At 49.4% G+C, this 19,186-nt stretch carries 23 protein-coding genes and 2 riboswitches; of the genes, 12 read left to right on the top strand and 11 right to left on the bottom strand.

The features are described 5' to 3' along the window. Positions 1–34: 34 nt before the first annotated feature. Positions 35–559: a peptide-methionine (S)-S-oxide reductase MsrA gene (msrA, locus tag Q9R25_RS04340; RefSeq protein ID WP_311282841.1), complete on the bottom strand. Its 525-nt coding sequence runs from the start codon at positions 557–559 to the stop codon at positions 35–37. Positions 560–626: 67 nt separating this feature from the next. Next, positions 627–726, bottom strand: a riboswitch (SAM riboswitch). Between the two features lie 44 nt (positions 727–770). Then, positions 771–932, bottom strand: coding sequence for a hypothetical protein (locus Q9R25_RS04335; protein WP_215243893.1), 162 nt, complete (start codon positions 930–932; stop codon positions 771–773). 113 nt (positions 933–1,045) lie between these two features. On the opposite strand from Q9R25_RS04335, the gene Q9R25_RS04330 reads away from it, so the two are divergent. Next, on the top strand, positions 1,046–2,464 hold the full coding sequence (locus Q9R25_RS04330) for an amidase family protein (protein ID WP_311282840.1): 1,419 nt from the start codon (positions 1,046–1,048) through the stop codon (positions 2,462–2,464). Between the two features lie 65 nt (positions 2,465–2,529). Next, positions 2,530–3,591, top strand: coding sequence for a dual-specificity RNA methyltransferase RlmN (rlmN, locus tag Q9R25_RS04325; protein WP_031423599.1), 1,062 nt, complete (start codon positions 2,530–2,532; stop codon positions 3,589–3,591). 37 nt (positions 3,592–3,628) lie between these two features. Here the strand turns inward: rlmN and Q9R25_RS04320 are convergent, their stop codons facing one another. Beyond that, the gene (locus tag Q9R25_RS04320) at positions 3,629–4,237 is read right to left on the bottom strand and encodes a class I SAM-dependent methyltransferase (protein WP_311282839.1); all 609 of its coding nucleotides are present in this window, start codon (positions 4,235–4,237) and stop codon (positions 3,629–3,631) included. Positions 4,238–4,376: 139 nt separating this feature from the next. On the opposite strand from Q9R25_RS04320, the gene Q9R25_RS04315 reads away from it, so the two are divergent. The 7 genes from Q9R25_RS04315 to Q9R25_RS04285 all read left to right on the top strand — a co-directional run bounded on the left by Q9R25_RS04315 (position 4,377) and on the right by Q9R25_RS04285 (position 10,301). Then, on the top strand, positions 4,377–5,258 hold the full coding sequence (locus tag Q9R25_RS04315) for an SMP-30/gluconolactonase/LRE family protein (RefSeq protein WP_012726391.1): 882 nt from the start codon (positions 4,377–4,379) through the stop codon (positions 5,256–5,258). Positions 5,259–5,270: 12 nt separating this feature from the next. Next, the gene (locus Q9R25_RS04310; RefSeq protein WP_012726390.1) at positions 5,271–5,537 is read left to right on the top strand and encodes a hypothetical protein; all 267 of its coding nucleotides are present in this window, start codon (positions 5,271–5,273) and stop codon (positions 5,535–5,537) included. Between the two features lie 111 nt (positions 5,538–5,648). After that, positions 5,649–6,842 (top strand): GTP-binding protein, encoded by a 1,194-nt coding sequence (locus Q9R25_RS04305; RefSeq protein ID WP_311283112.1) that lies wholly within the window; start codon positions 5,649–5,651, stop codon positions 6,840–6,842. A gap of 65 nt (positions 6,843–6,907) precedes the next feature. Then, positions 6,908–7,008: riboswitch (TPP riboswitch) on the top strand. Between the two features lie 82 nt (positions 7,009–7,090). After that, positions 7,091–7,681: a YkoF family thiamine/hydroxymethylpyrimidine-binding protein gene (locus tag Q9R25_RS04300; RefSeq protein ID WP_311282838.1), complete on the top strand. Its 591-nt coding sequence runs from the start codon at positions 7,091–7,093 to the stop codon at positions 7,679–7,681. Then, positions 7,674–8,249 carry an ECF transporter S component gene (locus Q9R25_RS04295; RefSeq protein ID WP_311282837.1) on the top strand — a complete coding sequence of 192 codons (576 nt, stop codon included), beginning with the start codon at positions 7,674–7,676 and terminating at the stop codon, positions 8,247–8,249. Before Q9R25_RS04300 ends, Q9R25_RS04295 begins: the two co-directional genes overlap by 8 nt. Further along, positions 8,242–9,585, top strand: a complete 1,344-nt coding sequence (locus Q9R25_RS04290; protein ID WP_311282836.1) for an ABC transporter ATP-binding protein — start codon at positions 8,242–8,244, stop codon at positions 9,583–9,585. Before Q9R25_RS04295 ends, Q9R25_RS04290 begins: the two co-directional genes overlap by 8 nt. Further along, on the top strand, positions 9,567–10,301 hold the full coding sequence (locus Q9R25_RS04285) for an energy-coupling factor transporter transmembrane component T family protein (RefSeq protein WP_159562359.1): 735 nt from the start codon (positions 9,567–9,569) through the stop codon (positions 10,299–10,301). Before Q9R25_RS04290 ends, Q9R25_RS04285 begins: the two co-directional genes overlap by 19 nt. Before the next feature lie 9 nt (positions 10,302–10,310). On the opposite strand, the gene Q9R25_RS04280 is transcribed toward Q9R25_RS04285, so the two are convergent. Continuing rightward, entirely contained in the window at positions 10,311–10,898 is a 588-nt protein-coding gene (locus Q9R25_RS04280) for a DUF1643 domain-containing protein (protein WP_012726384.1), read from the bottom strand. Between the two features lie 28 nt (positions 10,899–10,926). Further along, on the bottom strand, positions 10,927–11,610 hold the full coding sequence (locus Q9R25_RS04275; protein ID WP_230872907.1) for a lytic transglycosylase domain-containing protein: 684 nt from the start codon (positions 11,608–11,610) through the stop codon (positions 10,927–10,929). A gap of 86 nt (positions 11,611–11,696) precedes the next feature. Between Q9R25_RS04275 and Q9R25_RS04270 the strand changes: the two genes are divergently transcribed. Next, positions 11,697–12,392 (top strand): CPBP family intramembrane glutamic endopeptidase, encoded by a 696-nt coding sequence (locus Q9R25_RS04270; RefSeq protein ID WP_214690862.1) that lies wholly within the window; start codon positions 11,697–11,699, stop codon positions 12,390–12,392. On the opposite strand, the gene Q9R25_RS04265 is transcribed toward Q9R25_RS04270, so the two are convergent. Continuing rightward, positions 12,325–13,248 (bottom strand): alpha/beta hydrolase, encoded by a 924-nt coding sequence (locus Q9R25_RS04265; protein ID WP_159562356.1) that lies wholly within the window; start codon positions 13,246–13,248, stop codon positions 12,325–12,327. The two genes, Q9R25_RS04270 and Q9R25_RS04265, sit on opposite strands and share 68 nt — an antisense overlap. Before the next feature lie 180 nt (positions 13,249–13,428). Here Q9R25_RS04265 and Q9R25_RS04260 point away from each other — a divergent pair, with 180 nt between their 5' ends. After that, positions 13,429–13,836 (top strand): hypothetical protein, encoded by a 408-nt coding sequence (locus Q9R25_RS04260; RefSeq protein ID WP_214690863.1) that lies wholly within the window; start codon positions 13,429–13,431, stop codon positions 13,834–13,836. On the opposite strand, the gene Q9R25_RS04255 is transcribed toward Q9R25_RS04260, so the two are convergent. The 5 genes from Q9R25_RS04255 to Q9R25_RS04235 form a co-directional block, all read right to left on the bottom strand. Further along, positions 13,787–14,464 (bottom strand): ABC transporter ATP-binding protein, encoded by a 678-nt coding sequence (locus Q9R25_RS04255; RefSeq protein WP_074036962.1) that lies wholly within the window; start codon positions 14,462–14,464, stop codon positions 13,787–13,789. The two genes, Q9R25_RS04260 and Q9R25_RS04255, sit on opposite strands and share 50 nt — an antisense overlap. Further along, entirely contained in the window at positions 14,461–15,474 is a 1,014-nt protein-coding gene (locus Q9R25_RS04250) for an ABC transporter permease (protein WP_214690864.1), read from the bottom strand. Before Q9R25_RS04250 ends, Q9R25_RS04255 begins: the two co-directional genes overlap by 4 nt. A 68-nt stretch (positions 15,475–15,542) precedes the next feature. Beyond that, complete coding sequence (locus Q9R25_RS04245; RefSeq protein WP_311282835.1) at positions 15,543–16,889, bottom strand: sensor histidine kinase; 1,347 nt, start codon at positions 16,887–16,889, stop codon at positions 15,543–15,545. Further along, the gene (locus Q9R25_RS04240; RefSeq protein WP_215243904.1) at positions 16,886–17,551 is read right to left on the bottom strand and encodes a response regulator transcription factor; all 666 of its coding nucleotides are present in this window, start codon (positions 17,549–17,551) and stop codon (positions 16,886–16,888) included. The genes Q9R25_RS04245 and Q9R25_RS04240 overlap by 4 nt, the downstream gene beginning before the upstream one ends. A 77-nt stretch (positions 17,552–17,628) precedes the next feature. Beyond that, positions 17,629–18,516 (bottom strand): hypothetical protein, encoded by an 888-nt coding sequence (locus Q9R25_RS04235; protein WP_215243905.1) that lies wholly within the window; start codon positions 18,514–18,516, stop codon positions 17,629–17,631. Between the two features lie 170 nt (positions 18,517–18,686). On the opposite strand from Q9R25_RS04235, the gene Q9R25_RS04230 reads away from it, so the two are divergent. Continuing rightward, positions 18,687–19,094: a hypothetical protein gene (locus tag Q9R25_RS04230; protein ID WP_074036967.1), complete on the top strand. Its 408-nt coding sequence runs from the start codon at positions 18,687–18,689 to the stop codon at positions 19,092–19,094. Positions 19,095–19,186 lie beyond the last annotated feature (92 nt).

Genomic DNA, 19,186 nt, shown 5'->3' with positions numbered 1-19,186 from the left:
AGACGCGAATGCTAAAATTCGCGTCTGATGACCGTTATACGGTTTCCGTCCAGTTCTCCTCGATGAACTCGTCGCGTCCCGAGATGGCCCGGTCTTCCTTATAATGCTTCGGATTCTTTTTATGATAATCCTGATGGTAGTCTTCTGCAGCGAAGAACGTCGTCGCCGGAATGATTTTCGTGACGATCGGAGCCGTGAAGCGACCACTTGCTGCCAACACATCGCGACTCGTCTCAGCCGCGACGCGTTGTTCTTCCGTGTGATAGAAGATGGCTGGGGCATACTGAGGTCCCCGGTCTTGGAATTGACCACCATCGTCCGTCGGGTCTGTCTGAATCCAATACAGCTCAAGAAGACGTTCATACGAGAATAATGCTGGATCATATGTGATTTGAACGACCTCGAGGTGCCCCGACGTCCCGGTTTTCACTTGTTCATACGTCGGATTGTCGACCTGTCCGCCCATATAGCCGGATACGATGCCTTCAATCCCTGGTAATTCTTCAAATGGTGTCACCATGCACCAAAAACAGCCGCCTGCGAATGTTGCTTTTTCCATACTGTCGTTCCCTCCAAATCGTCATTCAACAAAAAAGCGCTCACGTCGGATGACATGAGCGCTTTCGTCATATCGTCCAAGGTTTCCCTTGCTGGTCGTAGCACCTTGCCTAAGGCAGGTTGCTGTGAAGTCGCGGAGCCAGATCTCTCGTTCACTCTTGATATCGATATGTAGTTGGTGAGAGCATCATACCACCCTCAAAATACATTCGTCAATGATTCGGTTTTCGTTTCAACTGAAAAACCGTCAAGACGAAGATGAATCCAATCAAGCCGATGGAAATGAGCGTACCATAAGGCACATTTTCACCGTATAGCTGTAAGAAAAATAGGCCGAATACGGCAAGCAGCACAAAGACATAGGAGCGAGTCATTGGGACCTCCTGTTTTTTCTTAAGTGTATCAAGAACACATCGACTTGGCGATACGAAAAGGAAATCAGACATAGAGCACGAATAAAGGGGGAGAGATAAAGGAGGAATGCATGATGGAACAAATCCAATTACATGAACTGACGATTGAACGTGCGCATCGTGGGTATAAAGAAGGACAATTCACGGCGAGAGACGTGACCGCCTATTATTTAGGACGGATTGCGACGTATAATGAACGGCTTCATGCCGTCATTCAAATCAATCCAGACGCCCTATTCGAGGCAGAGGCAGCAGACCGGGCGTACCGAAAAGGGGTACGCAAACCGCTACTCAAACCGCTACTCGGCATTCCCGTCTTAATCAAAGACAATATCGAGACGAACGGTCTGATGCGAACGACTGCAGGTGCTGCCGCGATGCGACATCATTTCGCCGCTCGAGATGCCGAGCTCGTCAAACGGTTGCGGGCTGACGGCGCCATCATCTTGGGGAAAGCGAACCTGTCCGAGTGGGCGAACTTTTTAACAGAAAATATGCCGAACGGTTGGAGTGACGTCGGTGGACAGACGATGAACCCATACGGCGACGGGTTGGATGTCGGGGGATCAAGCTCAGGGTCGGCTTCTGCGGTCGCGGCAAACCTCACGCTTCTCGCAGTCGGGTCTGAGACGAGCGGTTCAATCGTCCATCCGAGTGTCCATAACAGCATCGTCGGGATCAAGCCGACCGTCGGATTGATCAGTCGCTCCGGAATCATCCCGATTTCACGTTCTCAAGATACGGCGGGACCGATGGCGCGTACGCTTCGTGATGCGGTCATCGCCTTACAATCGATGTGCGGTGAGGATGAATCAGACCCGGCGACGTGGGAAACTCCAGTCGGACCGCCTTATGTGACATGTCTCGATGTGAGGCAAGCGGTCGGGATGCGTGTCGGTTTTATCAAGCCAAATATTTCAGACGAAGAAGTCGGATTGTATGAGGGGGCGCTCCGATTGCTACGGCAAGCCGAGGTCGAACTCGTCGAGGTCACGCTACCAAAGCATGAGGCGCTAGAGCAGGCGGACATCCTGTTCGACGAATTCAAGCTCGGGGTCGAGGCGTATCTTGCCAACACGACCGTGCCGTTTAAAACGCTTTCCGATTTGATCGAGTGGAACGCGGAACATCCTGAATCGATTCCGCACGGCCAGACCATCTTTGAAGAAGCGAACGCCAAATCTGGAAAACTGACTGAAGCGAACTATCTCAACCGTCGCATCGAGGACGTCCGTCTCGCGAAACCGGAAGGGATTGACACATTGCTTGCGTCACATAAACTGGACGCACTCGTGCTGCCACATGACATGAACTATGACATGGCTGCAAAAGCAGGTCATCCGACGATTACAATCCCATATCAATTGAAAAAGAGCGGTGCCCCATTCGGTCTCTCGTTCACGGGGACGAGCTATGCGGAGCGTGATTTAATCCGAGTCGCTTATGCGTTCGAACAGTTCGTCACACGACCGACACCTCCAGATTATTCGTAAGTTGCACCCGTCTCTCACGTCCGCTACAATGGTACGTATGCGGATTAGAGAAAGGACAGATTACAATGAAATCATCTATATACGGGTTGACGTTCGATCAACTCACGAACGAGTGTACGGAAGCGGGATACGGTGCCTTCCACGCACGTCAAGTTTGGGACTCGCTCTACATCGACCGGGTCAAATCGATGGACGACCTCAATGTACGTGATGAGGTGCGTGATTACTTGACAGAGAAATATGTCATCTCGACACAAGAACTGTTCGTCAAACAAGAAGCGGGCGACGGGACGGTCAAATTCTTACTTAAATTACATGACGGGCACTACATCGAGACGGTGCTCATGCGTCACAAATACGGACGTTCGGTCTGTGTGACGACTCAGGTCGGTTGTAACATCGGCTGTAGCTTCTGTGCAAGCGGCTTGTTGAAAAAGACGCGTGACTTGACGGCGGGTGAGGTCGTCGAGCAGATCATGACCGTCCAACACTTCCTCGATGAAGAGGGTGAAGGGGACCGCGTCAGCCATATCGTCGTTATGGGAATCGGTGAACCGTTCGATAACTTCGACAACTTGGTCGACTTCTTGCGTGTCGTCAAAGATGAGCGTGGACTTGCGATCGCTCCGCGTAAAATCAACGTGTCGACGAGTGGTCTCGCGGATAAGATCTACAAGTTTGCGGACCTCGACTTACGCATCAACTTGGCGCTCTCTCTACATGCGCCAAACGATGAATTACGTACTCGCATCATGAAAATCAACCGGGCGTTCCCGCTTGATAAACTCATGCCGTCGATTCGCTATTACGTCGAGAAGACGAACAAACGAATCACCTTCGAGTATATCCTGCTCTCGAAAGTGAACGATTTGCCGGAACATGCGGAAGAACTCGCCGACTTGATCGAAGACATCAAAGACAAGTCGTACGTCAACTTGATTCCATATAACCCGGTCAACGAGCACATCCAATATGAGCGAAGCACGCCTGAGGACATCATGGCGTTCTACGACATCTTGAAAAAGCGTGGCGTCAACACAGGCGTCCGTCTCGAGCACGGGACAGACATCGATGCGGCATGTGGACAACTCCGCAGTAAGCATATGAACGTCGAAGGCGCGAAGTAAACAATGGCCTCCTCGAATCTCGGGGAGGCCATTTTTTTTACCGTTTTTGTCCTACATATTGAATCACTGCGGATTCACCGTGATGGAGTGTGCCTTCTTCTCGCCAGACGACCGTCTCGTTTAGGACGAGAGGGACGAAATCGTCATCGAGTTGGTGGAACATCTCTTCGGTGTAAAGAAGTGAGGCGTCGTTTGGTCCACCTGTCCCGTAAGCGAGTTGATGTGTAGAGTAGACTTCACTCAGGAACAAACCACCAGGTCGAAGCGTTTGTTGGATACCCGTAAACACCTTTTCTCTGACGTGTGGAGGAAAGTGGCCAAAGATACAGATGACCATGTCATACGCTTTGTTTGGCCAATCGGCTTCATTCAAGTCGATCTGTTTCGTCTGAATGGACACGTTTCGTGACGTCGCCAAGCGTTTCGCTTTGTCGATCCCTGCTATAGAAACGTCCCATATCTCGACTTCAAAGCCGAGCGTGGCGAGCCACACCGCGTTTCGACCTTCGCCCTCAGCGATGGCCAATACACGTTTTCTTTCAGGTTGATGAGACGTGACCCATTCGCGTAAAAATTCGTTTGGCTCTGTCCCATACACATACTCTTCCGAACTAAATCGTTCATCCCATTTCGACAAGCCATTCACTCCCTCGCTACGTTTCTTTCACTATAGCAAACTGAACGGACGACAATCAAAATCCGTCACGATTTTCTGGATTCATGCATAGTCCCGATGCGAGAGGGGAATAGATTTCTGAACTAATGGATAGAGTGGAGGCTAAGTGATGGAGAAAGTAGATGCGTCGTTGTGGATTCGTGTACGAAATACGCTTGGTGAAGGTCCGTGTTGGGATGCCGAGCTGAAGCGGTTTTATTGGGTAGATATCGAAGGCCATACATTGTGGTGGTATGACGAACGTGAGGATGAAATCTCGTCGTTTGAAGTCGGGAAACAAGTCGGTTTCGTCATTCCGAAAGTGACGGATGGCGTTGTCCTTGGTTTGAAGGACGGCATTTATGAGTGGGATGAGATCAATCGGGACTTGAAGAAGATTGTCGAGTTGGATGATCCGGACGGTCAATTGCGGTTCAATGACGGAAAAGCCGATCCATACGGTCGAATCTTCGCCGGAACACTTCATCTCGAAGACAAAGAGAATCAAGCGACATTGTATCGTGTCGATCGGGATGGTACGACGACGACACTCATGGATGAGCTCACACTTTCGAACGGGTTGACGTGGTCTCCTGACCATTCCGTTTTTTATCATATCGATACACCGACTGAAACGATTCGCCAATATGATTTCGATTTGAAGGCGGGTACGTTATCAAATGGAAAGGTCGTCATCGATTTTGCGGACGAGGATGGCTTCCCGGATGGTATGACATCAGATACGGAAGGATGTTTATGGATTGCGCATTACGCCGGAAGCAAAGTATCTCGCTGGAATCCATCAACCGGTGAAAAGCTGTTAGAAGTTCACGTTCCTGCACCGAATGTCACATCCTGCGCCTTCATCGGGGATGGGCTCAATCGATTGGCCATCACGACGGCTCGTGAGGGGATGGATGAGGAAGCGTTAGCCGAATATCCGGATGCCGGATCGGTATTTATCATCGATACAGAGGTGAAAGGGATGCCGCTTTATCGCTTTGGGCGTTGAGGAGGACATGCAATGGTGAAACGACTGTTAGTTCGAGCGGGTATTGGGTTGGCAGTTGCGGCAGCGGTCAAGATGGGAATTCAAAAGTTGCAAGAAAATCGAGCGCGGGAAGAAGATCATTCTTATCTCGACCCAAAATGGGACGAGGTGCCGAGTGTCGATTCTGACAAGGACGAGGATGAGGTCGGGTTGACGCAACTCGACTCCATCTATCGGGCGGAGTGGCAAGCGAACGCCTATCCCCGCTCGGAAGCAGAACGAAAAGCGTTGGAAGAATAAAAGCATGTTTTTCAAAACACGTCCGTGTGGCGTGTTTTTTTGTTGACAAATCGAATCAGTCGTTTCAATATATAAAAAGTAATGATTACGATTTAATGGAGGTTCATCAATATAAAACGAATTCCAATTACAGTACTCTCGGGTTATCTTGGTAGCGGAAAGACGACACTGCTCAACCACATCTTACATAACCGGGAAGATAAAAAATATGCGGTCATCGTGAACGATATGAGCGAGTTAAACATTGATGAGAAATTGATTGAACAGGGTGGTTTCTCCCGTACCGATGAAAAATTAGTCGAACTCTCGAACGGGTGCATCTGTTGTACCCTACGTGAGGATTTGCTGACAGCGGTCTATGAGTTGACAAAGGATCGTGACCTCGATGGCATCATCATCGAGTCTTCTGGGATTTCAGAGCCGATTCCCGTTGCGCAGACGTTCACGTATGCCGATGATGCGCTCGGAATCGATTTGACGAGCCGTGTCTATATCGATGCGATGGTCACTGTCGTCGATGCGTACCGCTTCTTCAAAGATTTCAATTCTGGTGAATCGCTCATGGAACGTCAACAAGCCGTCGATACAGGAGATGTCCGTGAAGTCGTCGACCTACTCGTCGACCAAGTCGAATTTGCGGATATCATCGTGTTGAATAAGGCAGACCGGGTGTCTGAAGCGGAACTGCAGGAGATGAAGGGGCTACTTAAGACACTCAACCCGAGCGCCCGATTATTGACTTCAACATACTCCGACGTAGCGTTAGACGATCTACTCGACGTCCAGTTGTTCGATTTCGATCAGGCGATGCGTGCGGCGGGATGGATTCAAGAACTTGAGGCAGAAGAACATACGCCGGAAACGGAGGAGTATGGCATCAGCTCGTTCGTCTACCGTCGTCGTCGACCGTTCCACCCTGAGCGCTTGATGAATTGGATGGAGCACTATCCTGAAGAAATCGTCCGTGCCAAAGGCTTCTTGTGGATCGCGTCACGGAACGACCTTGCCTGTCTCTTCTCCCAGGCCGGATACGCATCGACGCTCGAACATGCCGGTCGTTGGTTAGCGACCCTTCCGGAGAGTGAACGAGAGGCCATGTTCTCCTCAGAACCTGAACTGCGTGAAGATTACATCGAGCCGTACGGAGACCGACAGAACGAATTGGTTCTCATCGGACAACGGATGGACCGAGAGACGGTCGAACAATCACTTGACGCCTGCTTGTTGACGGATAAGGAGATGGTAGCGGCATGGGATTCGTTCCATGACCCACTCCCTGGTAATGGCCAACTCGTCACCTATTAAGATTGACCGTTTACAAACTGACGAAACATCGCTATACTGTGACTGCATAAGTAACCGCATATCAATGACTGCACTAGGGGTGCTTCGGCTGAGATGTGAGCATGGCTCCGATCCCTTATAACTCGATCCAGGTAATACTGGCGTGAGGAAGTGCGGCACTTTCTCTATGCAAGTTTGTATAGATTTTGTTGCTGCATTCTCATGAATGCGGCTTTTTTTGTGCAAACACATAAAGAGGGGGAAACAAGATGAATGAATCATGTGGCACGAGTCAGATTGTCGGATTTCGCTTCACGCTTAGCCCGATGACAGATGACTTTATCGGGACGATCAAAGGGGCATTGAAAGGAACAAATATGACGGGTGTCTGGCGACATACGGATGATGTATCGACCGTGATCCGTGGTCGTGCCGAGCACGTATTCGACGTCGCACGGACCGTGTTGAGCCTGGCTTCGGAAGAAGGACGCCATGTCTCGATGAGCGGAACCTTCTCCGTCGGATGTCCGGGAGATTCGGCAGGGGATGAAGCACTCGATGCCCCACCACAACAACTGAACAGGTCCTCAAGAGAACAGTATGTCTCTTCACAATTCGCGCTCTATCCGATGGGTGCAGAGAACTACATGGATCTCATCTATGATGAAATTGAACAAGCGAAACAGGCCGGTGTCTATAATGACTCCATGCACTACGCGTCAGGCATTCATGGGAACTTGGATGATGTGTTCTCGTATTACGAGTCGGCGTTCAACCGGACACGCGAGAAGAATCGACACGTCGTCATGACGGTGACGTTCAGTGTGAACAGTCCGTCACATGGAGGACAACATGCTTAAATCGTGGAAATTGAAAGAGGTCGTCCTCGTCTCCGTATTGTCTGTCGTCTTTGCCGTCGTCTACTTACTGTTCGTCCATATCGGGAACTTTTGGGCGGGATTGATCGGGCCGATCGCCTATGAATGGATTTTCGGTATCTGGTTCATCGTGTCGATCATCTCGGCGTACATCATCCGGAAGCCGGGTGCTGCCTTCATCTCGGAAGTGATGGCAGCGACGATTGAGATGTTGATTGGAAATGCGATCGGACCACGTATCATCTTGGTCGGCATCGTCCAAGGTCTTGGGGCTGAAGCTGTCTTTGCGATGACAGGCTATCGTCGATATGAGCTATGGGTTCTCATGCTAGCTGGATTTGGCTCGGCCGTTACGAGTTTCGTGTATACCTACTTCATGAGCGGATTTGCGATGCTTGAACCAGGATATGTGGCGACGATGTTCGGGCTGCGCGCGGTCAGCGGCATGGTTATCGCAGGAATCGGTGGGAAGTTGCTCAGTGACCTTTTGCTCAAGACGGGGTCACTTCGTGGCTATGCGATCGCTCGGAGTGGGAACGTCCATGGTTGAGACAAAATCGCTTTCATTCCGGTTCCCCGAAAGTCAGGACACCATCATAAAAGATGTGTCACTTTCCATACGACCTGGACGCACGATTTTGACAGGAACGAGCGGAAGCGGGAAGTCGACCCTACTCGCGCTGTTCAACCGTCTCTATCCAGAGAATTGTGATGGAGTCCTAGAAGGCAGACTCGAACTGTTCGGACGGATTTACGACGAATACGCACCAGGCGAAATCAATCAGCAGGTCGGGACCGTATTTCAAGACCCGGACACGCAGTTCGTGATGGAACGGGTGGAAGATGAACTCATCTTCACACTCGAAAATTTGCAGACACCGGTCGAGGTAATCGATCAGCGTGTGACGGAGATTCTCGAGTCACTCCAACTGACCGATTACCGAAATCGTCTCATCGATTCCTTGTCAGGCGGGGAGAAACAACGGATTGCCGTCGCCTGCGCCATGGTTGGACGACCGGGATGGTTGCTTCTCGATGAGCCGTTGACGCACCTTGACCCAGTGACCGCGAATCGATTCGTCGACTGGCTCGATCACTTAGACACCGTGAACGTCATCGTTGTCGAACATCGCGCGCACTTGTGGGGAGACTTTTTTGATTGGCACATCGAACTCGACCAAGGACGGATTGTACGGAACGAACCGTTTCAGCCGGTCGATGATTTTTCATTCAAACCGTCGCCTGCGCCACGACAAGCAATCGAGCATTACGTGGTCGACGAGGTGGTGCGTGACTCATTTCGATTAAAAGGGGTGACCCTTCAAGCTCGTATCGGGGAAGTGATTGCCATATTGGGACCAAATGGGAGTGGGAAGTCGACGTTTTTACGAAGTTTGACGGAGTGTGACCGCCGGGTGGGACTCGTTCCCCAATCTCCGGAACACTTATTTTTCATGAACTCGATCGAGCAAGAGCTACAGTTTGGTCATGAGAAATCGATTGATGTCGTATTGGATGAGCTAACCCTCGAGGACAAACGAGTCCTCCATCCATTGTCACTCAGTCATGGACAGAAGCGACGACTCGCCGTCGGGATTCAGTTACTCTCAAACAAACAGTTGCTTGCCTTCGATGAACCGACGGCAGGTCAGGATGAGCCGTCACTCCATGCACTAGAGATTTTGATGAAGCGACATGCGGCAAAGGGACAGACGATCTTGTTCGTGACCCATGACTTATCGTTCGCCAATATCGCCCATACGTTCTATTTGATGAAGGATGGGGAACTCTCAGGACCATTCGGGGATGAGCTTTGGGGGGACACGGAGAGACTTCGTCATTATCGACTAGCGGGAGGACGGCAACGATGTCACTCCATGATATGAATCCGACGATCAAGTTTGGGACGATGACGATCATCATGTTCGGGCTGGCCTTGTTTTATAACCCGTGGACCCCGCTCGTCATCATTGTCGGTACGTTGACGATTCAATTACTGGCGACGGACGTTTCATGGAAGAAGTGGAGCCTGTTTTTGATTCCTTTTCTCGTCACGGCACTCGGGACGTTTTGGACGACGCTCGTGTTTGGGAAGGAGCTTGGGGGAGAGACGTGGGTAACCCTTCTCGGTCAAGACATTTCAAAAGAAGAGGCACGTATCGCCATGTCTCTTAGTCTACGTGTGTTGGCATTCACCGTACTGTCGCTCCTCTTTATGTTGACGACCGATTCGAAACGTTTCGTCATGAGTTTGATGCAACAGGCAAGGCTTTCTCCGACGATTGCCTATAGTGCGCTCGTCGGATTCCGCTTCCTTCCGTTAATGCAACGGGAGATGCATCAGCTACAATACGCGCATCGTCTTCGCGGTGTACCTCTTGATACGAAATGGGAGCGGATTCGGCATGTCCCGAAACTACTTCTTCCACTGATGGCAGGTTCAATCCGACGTGCTGAACGTGTCGCCTTCTCCATGGAGGCGAGAGGTTTCACAAGTGGAAAACGGACCGTCTATGAGCGGATTGACATCAAACCGTCCGATTACATGTGGTCCGGTATATTCTTCATACTGTTCGGTCTTTCCATTTGGATTGGCATATGAAAAGACGACTCACGGAGAGTCGTCTTTTTTCGTTTCTTTCACGATACGAAACTTCGGTTTGACCGATTCGTTGTTGAACGCCTCGAGAACGGTATTCTCGTTTGCCATTCGAATCTGTTGTGGCTCGCCTTTTGCTGTCGTACCGATGCAATACATGTTCGCTTCATAATCCGCAAAGAGCGATTTGTAAGATGTCGCGTGGTGCATCAAGCGACCTGGAGACCCCCAACCGACGATGATCATCCCGCCGCTTGCTTCTACCTCTTGTAACGTCTCTTCGACGTAATGGTAGTTCGTCTCATCGAGTTGAGACTCCACGTATGGAAGGTTGTCATTGATGGCGAGTGTCGGGACGAGACTGATGACCCGCATTTCTCGAATCGGTTGTGACAAATGATTTTGCATCAACATATAAGCACGCTGTGTCGTCGTGCCAGACAAAAAGGCATCGCTCATCCGCGGCGAGTAAATAATGACGGCGCAGATGACGCCATCCTCCACATCGGTGAACTCATACGTTCGCATATAGCGTTTCGTTTTATCTTCATTGAAGATTGATTTGACGCGGATGGTTACTTCTTCTACATGCGTGTTCATTTCCATTCCTCACTTTTTCATGTAAGCATCAGCCGAGCGATTTAAACCACTCGACATATCGAATCGTGTAATAAGCAACTCGTTGACTAAGCGTATCACGCTCATCAGGCATGAACGTCACGCTTGATTCATAGTTCTCGAAGTACGTCATGACATCATTGACATATTGCTCACTTCGATTGTATTCGAAGATAGCGTTTCGGACGGATGTGACTGAATCTGTCTTTTTTCCACCGTGTTCACTTAAATAATACGCCGCCGTGTGCGCAGAATCAACTAGACTATGTGGGTCAGCTTTTCCATCGCCGTTCCCGTCGCGACCGAGTCCGCCATACTGTTCAATCAAGGCAAGGTCCGTCAAATCCACTTCGTCTTCTGGGACATCGCCTTTTTGGTCATCGGTATCATATTCCCAACCGAGCCAAGTACGGGGCATGAATTGAAAAGGTCCGATCGCGCCGACAGACGAACGCATCGACGAACTGTGTGAGAAGATGGTCTCTACACGGTGAACGGCAGCCAGTAGGCGCCAGTCCACGTCATATGTTTCAGCAGCGTCTTGATAGACGGCCAGATGTGTGTTCGGAACACCGTTCTCTCCATAATAGGTTCGATACAATCCATTGTTCACTTTATCATGTTGACCGAGCCAGCCGACTGCCCCGAGCAAAAGCACGAGCACAATAATGAAACCGGTCAGTCGCAGCATCATACGTTTCAAGATACCGCCTCCTAGCTTTTAGACAATACCCGAATAGTGTAGCATATAGCTAAGAGGAAGGACAGGAGTGGATATGGATGCTTGAACGTTTGATTTTTACAGCCATTATCGGCTACATGCTGATCGTTCAAATCTTCAATGCCAAATTGATTCGTCCCTTGATTGAAACGAGAGGACGGGCATGGGTATATGAGCAAACCGTGAAATCGGCATGGGGGCTGACCTTGTTAATTGTTGCCCTCATCTTTTTATTTCAAGTACCGCCATCAGAAGTCGGATTGAGGTTCGGACCAGAAGCGGGGAACGAACAGGCATGGCAAGTCTTTTACTTGTCATGCATCCTGGTCACCGTGGCGCTCGTCTTTTATCTGTTGGTAAAAACTTCAGCACGTCTCCGAAATGTGTTACGCCCTTACTATGAGCTCGATTTAGAGAAGCTGCTCCTCCCTCGGACAAAACCTGAGGAACAAGCGTGGGGTGCCGTCTCGGTCACTGCAGGCGTGACCGAGGAATTCATTTTCAGAGGAGTCCTGCTATACACGATCTCCCTCTATATAGAGGTCCCGGATTTGACTCTCGCCTTAATCGGGGGCGCCCTTTTCGGTGTGGCCCATGCCTATCAAGGGATAAAGGGAGTCTTCACGACAGGGATCGTTGGATTCGGACTAGGTATCCTATATTTAGGGATGGGTGTCCTTTGGCCGGTCATGGTGTTACATGTGCTACTTGATTTGATTGCCGGTCCAATCCATGTCGATGCAAAAAGCGAGTGACCGCCTCCTCATACGCAGGAGCGTCCTTGATCATGCAATCGGTATGTTCTGCGCCATCGATCAATACCAAGTCGTTCTTCCGGTTCAATGCATTCATTTCGACCGACATCCACGTCGGGACGAAATCATCTTTTGAACCATGTACGAATAGGATTGGGGTCGTCGTTTCCGTGACGGCCTTTTTCGGTTGGACTTGTCTCATCGTGAACCCGGCACGAGACCAAAGGAAATAGTCGATTCCCGGTAAAATGAGCTCGGCTGGGATATGGTGTAACTCTTTCAATTGATAACGCATCAATTGTTTCATATCGTCAAACGGACATTCTGCGATGACGAAGTCGACGTTCGTGAGCGGAGTCGTCTGCAAGACGGTGGCCGCTCCCATCGAGACGCCGTGAAGCCCGACTTGATCGACTGTTTCCTCTGTCTTCAACCAGTCCACCCAGTCGATCATATCGACTTTTTCATGGAAACCATATGAGGCATAAATTCCTTCGGACTCCCCGTGTGAACGTAAATCGACGGCAAGCAGGTTAAAGCCGAGACGATGGAACATGGCGAGGTGAGGGGCCATGAAACTATGTGATGCGGTATATCCATGTACGAACACAATCCATTTTGTTGACCCCTCATTCCGATAGATACGCCCGTAGAGGCGGTACTCATCACGAGATTGAATCGAGACATGCTCGAACGGTACGTCATGATAAAAGTTGCGATCTTCGTCCGTATATGGAGCGAGTAACATCTCCGGAGTCTTTCGTTTGCCCCGCGTCATTCGTTTGAAGGCATAGTAGCTGACCGCGTAGTAGCCTGTGAAAAGTGATGCCAATCCAATTTTCCATTTTCGTTGCATTAATACCGACTCCTTTCAACGTTATTGTACCCGAAACGAATCGATACGGTCCTGTTTTCTTACATAAGGAGAGGGCATACAGAACATAATCGTGTGAATATCAGGAATCAAGGCACATGGAAAGACATGATTTTGAACGATACGATGGAGTGACAACAGCAGGAGGGTGGGGATATCTATATGGAGAGGTCAGAGATCTATCGAATGATACAAATGGTGTTGAGCGACAGAAAGGGGATGCTTGAACGGGGAGTAACGTTCTCGTGGACGATTGAAGGAGATGAACGAATCATCGGACTCGTATTTGATGTTATTCTCGACCGTTATTTTCTATATAACCAAACAAGCCTCCTCACCGAGGTACAAGAGATTGCGCGTCTAGTCGAATGTCGACCAGAGGAAATCGTTCGCGCACTCTCCTGTCTTTCGGGGATTCGACTCGAATCGAATCATATCATCGAACGATTGATGAGTATCGAAGAGGCGACCATTTCAGAGAACGGATCAATCCTTGTTGCCATTCGCCTTGGAGGATGGCTCACTCATCAATTGCATCAAATTGGTCGTGATGCCCTTCTTCCTTGTTGAGCTCGGTCAAGGTACCGTCAATCACACGAAGGACGCGATCACACACATCGAGCATGCGTTCATCATGTGTGATGACGACGACACGTCTCCCTTCTTCATGTGCTTGTTTGGCCAATAACTCCATCACACGGCGTCCATTCTCATAATCAAGACTCGCCGTCGGTTCATCTGCCAAAATGAGTTGCGGGGAGTTAATCAAGGCACGTGCGACGGCGACACGTTGCTTTTCACCTCCCGACAATGTCGACGGGAGATGATGCAGGCGGTGTCCTAAGCCGAGGTCGGTCAATAGTTGTTTCGCATCCATCTGTCTCTTCTCCTGAATCAGCTCAAGTTGCTCGAGCACCGTCAAGTAGGGAATCAGGTGGGCCTGCTGAAACACGAACCCGACTTCATGTAGACGTAACAGACGACGTTGTTCCTCATCTAATTCGAATACGTCCCGTTCGTTCATCAAAAATGCTCCTTGATCTGGTTTTCGCAATAGACCGAGGATGTATAACAATGTACTCTTCCCGCTACCACTCGGACCGACGATGGCAACGCATTCCCCTGGCGATACATGTAACTCGATGTCATTCAATACGAGCTGACCGTCAAACTGATGTGATACATGGCTTAACCTCATGATGCTTTTCCTCCTATGATTTCAATTGCGTCGACTTGACGTAGTTTCCATAACGGTAACAACGCGCCAAGAACAGATAAGAAAATGAACATGGATCCGAATAGCGCGACATGACCGAAGTCGACGAGAAACGGTAACGATGATGGAATCAACGCATCGACGACGTACATGAACCCGATCGATGTGGCGACTGCGGCAGATACGATGACGATGACCTGAAAGAGCAGTGCCCGTCCTATGATTCGAGGAGAGAGACCGATTGCCTTCAGAATTCCGAGTTCAGGTAACTTTTGAAGCGTGAACAAATAAAAGAATGCGGTCAAAATAAACGTTCCGATCACGAGTAGAAAAGCACGCATCATCGTGAATGTGCTTTGCTCGGCACTATATCCAGGAACCGACTCAATCAAATCTTGTTGACTCATGACGAGCGGATTGGACATCGTGGATTCCGTTCCAATCTCAGCCGATACATATGGACGTTGTTCGGAGTAATCCAAATAATCGAACCACGTCTCGTTCGTCGTGTAAATCACCGGTCCATGACTGTAGCGTCCAGGCGCCTCACCGGCGATCGTAAAACGATATTCGGACGCAAAGTCGGTCAACGTGTCACCTGTTCCAAGCTGAACTGAAAGACTTGGGTCAAACAAGACTTCACCTGTTTCTAGATAAGTACCTGGGCCAATATTACTTCCACTTGGAAGGGCGAATAGCGTGACCTCTTCTTTTTTTCCATCAATCGTGACCGTGAGCTGTCGGACGCTCATCGTTTCGTTTGAAGTATCCGCTGTGACGTCTATAAACGATCGTGTCAATTGACCTTCTGAGTCCGGATCAAGTTGATACGTCGTAGCATTCAATTCGTGCAAGGCAGAACCGTTATCATATGCGAGACCGTCTGCTAGCCCTGTGATGAGTGTCGTCAACATGACAATCAATAATGTGATCACGAACAACATGGAAAACTTTCTTTTCTGTCTCCACATCTCTTTCCAACCTAACTGCATAAAAAAACCTCCTTCAAGTGCTGATGAAGGAAGTGTACGTAATCAATATGAACAGAATATGAACGACATCAAAAATGTAAATGAACCGTGGTGCCGGTTCCGAGGTTTGACTCGACTGTGATGTTTCCGCCATGTAGGTCGATGATATCTGAGGTGATGGCAAGACCGAGACCTGTCCCTTGAGTCGTTCGAGCCGTGTCCCCGCGATAGAAGCGGTCGAACAGGTGCTCTTTTGTCTCGTCGTCCATCCCAACCCCTTCATCCGTAACCGAGATGACGATACCTGGGTCGACGGTACAGGTGATGTGGATTGTGCCTCCATCATGTGAAGCATGAACGGCGTTCATCAATACATTGTTCCAAACTTGTGCGAGTAGAACCGGGTCACTCTTCAAGACTACGTCTTGTGGGATGTCGGTAACGACGGCGATCCCTTTTTGATCAAGAATGAAAGCGTTCGTTTGAATGACTTCGGATACCGATTGAAGCACAATCACGTTCGTCTCGAGAATCGGGGGATTTTCATCCAATCGTGATAAAAGCAGGAGTTGCTTCGTTAATTGAGACAGTCGTTTCGTCTCCTGTTCGATGACACGCGCATATTCTCTTGATTCACCTTCCGTACCGTCAGCTAATTTTTCTGCATAGCCACCTAGGGAGGTCAAAGGAGATTGAAATTCATGGGAGACATTCGAAACGAATCGTCGCTGTCTCGCTTCGGTTCGATCGATCTCATTTGACATGTTTTGAAATTGTCGTGCCAACGTTCCGATTTCATCTTGACGCTCGACGGGGAGATGTTCCGGAGCTTTACGCATGGCGACGGATGTGGTCGCATTCGTGAGCGTCTGTAACGGGCGGACCAGGGACCTTGTCGAGATGGCAATCAAGCCAAATGCCAAGAGGGTGACGAGTGCGAAAAATAGACCGACGAACAGATGTAACTCGCGGATTTGGGCACTCAAATCCGGACGAATAAAGATGACGTCCCCGTTTTCAAGTGTAAATCCATATGTGTTCGTCAGTTCGTTATCGAACAATCCGAGCAAGAAGAGATGAAACGGAAAGTCACGCATTCCCTGATATGGAGACCCGTTCCGTACGGATTGGATCACCTTGTCAGAGATAGTCTCATCCCGAAAGGCACCGCCAAAACGTCGACGTTCGTCAGTCGCATCCACGACGACCAGTTGATATCCGGTCGCAGCTAAGAAAGTATAGAAGGCATCATAGTCTAAATCGGTATGGTTCTCGACATACGACTCCGCTATTTTGGCGACCCGTTCCGTCTTCTCGCTATAGGAAGGTTGCCACCACTTGTAATAAGCCACATTGCTGATCAACAGGGAGATGGCTCCGGATAGAAGTAAAATCAAGAACATCGTGACGATGATTCGCGTGTAGAGTGTCTTCATCCGTTCACCTCGAGCGAGTATCCGACACCTCGTACGGTTCGAATCGACAAAGCAGGGTGATCGAACCGATTACGAAGTCGCTTGATATGAACATCAACTGTTCGCTCATCCCCCTCGAAATCAAATCCCCATACCAAATCAATTAACTCCTCACGACGATACACTCTTCCCGGAAAAGAGGCGAGTTGAAATAATAGTTCAAACTCTTTTTTAGGGAGATAGAACAGCTGACCCTCAAGCGTCACCTCGTATTCTCTTAAATCGAGTCGAAGAGGACCAGCTTGAATTTGTGAAGCGGCCGAACGTTGATAACGTCGCGAGACGGCTTGCAATCGAAAGAGTAACTCCTCAGGGATGAAGGGTTTGGTCACATAGTCGTCTGCCCCATGAACGAATCCTTGACGCTTATCCTCCCATTCATCGAGAGCGGTTAGTAAAATGACGGGAATATCGAGAGTCGACTTGAGTCGTCGACACAATTCACGACCGTCAAGCCCTGGGAGCATGATGTCGACAATCGCGGCATCGATTGGTTGCATCGTGAAACGTTCTTCGCCTGTGTTCCCGTCGGTCGCTGTCAACACCTCATGACCCGCATCCTCGAACGTTTCTTTCACAAGGCGTAAAATGGAGGGGTCGTCTTCTACGATGAGTATACGCATAGCGGTCGTTCCTTTCCTAAATAGGTTCGACACGAAACGAGGTGACCCATGCGGAGTCACCTCGAATCGTATCAGCTTTATTGCTTCGTCATCTCTTGATGAAGGGCACGGAGGGCGCGGATGAACGCATCCTTAAAGTATTTGTCTTCTTGAGTCTCTAATGTTTGGATGGCCTTTTGGTCACCGTTACTCGCTTTGACGAGAAGATTCACGACTGTTCCCCAGCGTTTCACATGTTCTGGGCGAGGGTGGTTCAACGCGGTCGTCAGCGTGAACCAATACGGTTGATCGCGCCGCTGCAACGTGGCAATCATCCGTTTGGCAAGGAGCGCTTCTTCTTCAGAAGGGATTGTTGCCGTGGCGAACCAACCGAGCATCGAAGCGCTCATCGATTCAAGTTCTTGTTTCATTGCAGGTTCGATTGGCATCCGTCCGAAGTCTGTCACGTTGACAAATACCAATCGGTCTTTCGGGTCAATATGTGTGATCCATCCTGACACTGACTTCAGCTTTTCACGTTCTTTTGACTGGGCTTTACACGTATACCCTTGAAGTTTTCCGATGTAGATGCGGAATTGTCCACGGTCGACATGTTTGTCCACCTTGAACTCGATTTCTTGTCCTGCTTGAAACGGTTGATTCCGTTTATGCAACGTCTGACCCTTTTTCAATTCGGGTCGTTTGGAAATATGACGCAATGCTTCTTGTTCAGTCCGATCATCCAATGTCCAAAGGTTGTGAGGGGTCACGTTTTTAAAACGATGACGCCGGACGTAGATGTATTGGTCGAGTGCGTCGATCGCGTCTGCGGAAGTGGCAGTTCCATTCAAATAGTCATCAGCGATATCACGTAAGGTGAGGGATTCGAGACGATCGATATGTCCTGAATAGGGAACGCTTCCGACAACAAATAACGCGGTCGCAATCAACTCACTTTCTCGAGGGGTCAGCGGTCGTTTGGCCATGGTGCACTTCCTCTCTTAATTCATATGATTAGTATAACAAAAACAGTTAGAATGTTGTGAACTCAACTGCGATTTGGAAAAAAATGAGGAATGGACAGGATTCCCACCATTTATCTCGAATAATGACTTGTAGAGAATCGGATGTAGGAATGAAAAAGTGAGGTGAGGCAATGAAGCTCTCCATCGAATCTGGGGATTATGTCGTATTGATTGAAATCAATAAAGAAGTACTCAAATGTGCATCCCTTGAGGAAGCCGATCAGGCAGATCGTCTGCGATATGAACTCGTTGGTCGGATGAGCGAACGCTTGCCAGCAGAAGTCATCGTTCCGTCGATCATCGATTACATTCGCTTCGGAAGCGGATATATCGGAGATCGCATCGTCTGGGACGCTGAAACGGAGTCTTTTTTTTGCCAGCAGTTTGAGACCATTGACGGGTCTCCACTTGGAGAGGACCTCGAAGGATTCCGTCCCGACCCAAGCCGGGTGGAACTGGCGCGCTACTATACGTACTTGACGATTGGACGAATTGTCGAGTTTGATATGCTGCACCCGGATGAGCCGAGCTATTGGTAAACTTAGCGACAACTTTTTATTCAAAAAAAGGGAAATCTAATCCAAAGTTTGAGATAATGGAGTCACTTTATCAGTTTGGAATGGAGCGGAAG

Origin of the sequence: Exiguobacterium sp. BG5(2022) (assembly GCF_031844365.1) — a bacterium.
GTDB lineage: Bacteria > Bacillota > Bacilli > Exiguobacteriales > Exiguobacteriaceae > Exiguobacterium > Exiguobacterium profundum.
Note: the sequence above shows the minus strand (reverse complement) of the source record. Positions and strands in the feature narration are given on the sequence as shown.